The organism is Burkholderia sp. Ac-20344 (genome assembly GCF_017104975.1).
Taxonomy (GTDB): Bacteria; Pseudomonadota; Gammaproteobacteria; order Burkholderiales; family Burkholderiaceae; genus Burkholderia.
The window spans coordinates 1-1,949 of sequence record NZ_JAAGPP010000336.1 but is presented as its reverse complement, the minus strand read 5'-3'; the positions used below and the strand labels follow the sequence as shown (position 1 = coordinate 1,949).

General features: G+C 71.8%; 1 protein-coding gene and 1 pseudogene. Both read left to right on the top strand.

Translation table 11 applies throughout. From position 1 onward, the window contains the following. On the top strand, positions 1–1,699 hold a 1,699-nt coding region (locus G3N64_RS38950; RefSeq protein WP_241021437.1), incomplete at its 5' end, for a condensation domain-containing protein. Beyond that, positions 1,689–1,949 (top strand): annotated as a pseudogene (locus G3N64_RS38945) (N-acetyltransferase); the annotation flags it as partial. The gene G3N64_RS38950 and the pseudogene G3N64_RS38945, both read left to right, overlap by 11 nt.

The window sequence follows — 1,949 nt, the reverse complement described above, 5'->3', positions numbered from 1 at the left end:
GCCGCCCGCCGCACTTGCCGGTGCTGCCGCGCCGGGTGTCGCGGTGGCCAAGCCGGACGCACACGGCGTGTGGCCGCTGTCGCCGGCGCAGCTCGGCCTGTGGTTCCTGTGGCGCGCGCAGCCGGACAGCGCCGCGTACAACATTCCGGTCGCGCTGCGTGTGCGCGGCCCGCTCGACGTCGATGCGCTGCGTGCGGCCTTTTCGGACGTCGCGGCCGTGCATCCGGCGCTGCGCGCGCGGCTCGTTGCCCGCGACGGCGCGCTGCCGGGCCAGCGGATCGATGCAGGCGTTTCCGTCGAACTGCCCGTGATCGACCTGTCGGCGCAAACCGATGTGCTTGCCCGCGCCGCAGCGCTGACCGACGAGGATGCACTTGCGCCATTCGACCTCGCAGCCGATGCGCCGCTGTGGCGTGCGCGGGTACTGCGGCTCGGCGTGGACGATCACGTGCTGTCGGTGACGATTCATCACATCGTGTCGGATGGCGAATCGATCGAGCTGTGGCTCGATGCGGTTCGTGCGCGCTATGTCGCTCGCGTGCAGGGCGGCGCCGTGCCGGCCGAAGAAGCCGCTCAACCGGTCGCCCAACTGGTCGTGCCGCTCGTGCTGCCCGCGCCGTGCCATCCGGCCCGCGTTGCTTACTGGCGCGATGCGCTGGCCGATCTGCCGGCGCGCGTGCTGCCGCAGCGCGCGGATGCGCCGGCCGTGCCGCAATGGCGCGCGGCTCGCATCGCGTTCGAATTCGACGGCTCGCTGATCCGCGCCGCACGCGACACGGCGTCGGCCGCGCACGCGACGCTGCCGATGCTGCTGCACGCGGCGCTCAACACCGCGCTGTTCCGCGCGACGGGTGCGGCCGACCAGCCGGTCGGCGTGCTCGCGTCGACGCGCGAGCTGACGGGGGATGCGGCCCGCGACGCGCTCGGCCTCTTCATCAATTCGGTCGTCGTGCGCACGCGGATCGACCCGGCTGCGCGTCGTGCGGACGTGCTCGCACAAGTGCGCGACACGGCGCTCGCGGCCTATGCGCATGCCGATGTGCCGTTCGCGGACGTCGTCGCGGCGCTGCGCGCACCGCGTGCCGCGCAGGCCAATCCGCTGTTCCAGGCGATGTTCAACTACCTGCGCCCGACCGGTGCCGCTGCCCGCGACTGGGCCGGCCTGTCGCTGGCCGGATTCGACGACGTGCGCCATCGCGTCGTGTTCACGCTGGAGCTGGACGTCGTCGAGCATCCGGACGGCCGCGTCAGCGCCGCGTTCTCGTATGCGGACGAACTGCTCGATAGCGGTTTCGTCGATGCGCTCGTCGATGTCTATCACGACGAAGTCGCGCGTTTCGCCGGGGCGCCGGAAGCTGTACTCGGCGCGCCCGATACGCATGCCGTTGCGCAAGCGTCGAGCATCGCACCGGTGGAAGGCAATGCTCACGCCGATACGCCGTCGCGTGTGCCGCATGCGGCTGCTGCACTCGCGGCGCTGTGGTCCGACACGTTCGCGACGGCCGCGCCCGAACCCGATGCCGACCTGTTCGAAGCAGGCGCGACCTCGTTCGACGTCGTGCGCTTCGTCGACGCGGCCTGCCGTGCCGGCCACGCGCTGGCGGTTGCCGACGTGTTCGCGTCGCCGACGCTCGCGGCACTCGGTGCGCGGCTCGATGTGCGCACGGAAACGGAGCAGGAGGCGCGCCATGCTGGCTGAAGTGCGTCCGGACGGCTTCACGATGCTCGATACGTACCGCCTCGCGTTCGCGGACGGCCTGTTCGCCGTGCGCGACGGTGCGGAGATCCGTGTCGCGCAGGGCGACGGCATCGGTGCGCAGTTGCTGCGTGCGCAACTGGGCGACGACGGCGCGTTGCGCCTCGTCGCATACAACCATCGCGCGGCGCCGGCCGACCAGCGGCGTGCGCTGCTGGCCGCACTGTCCGCGGCGTTTTCGGACAGCGCGCGA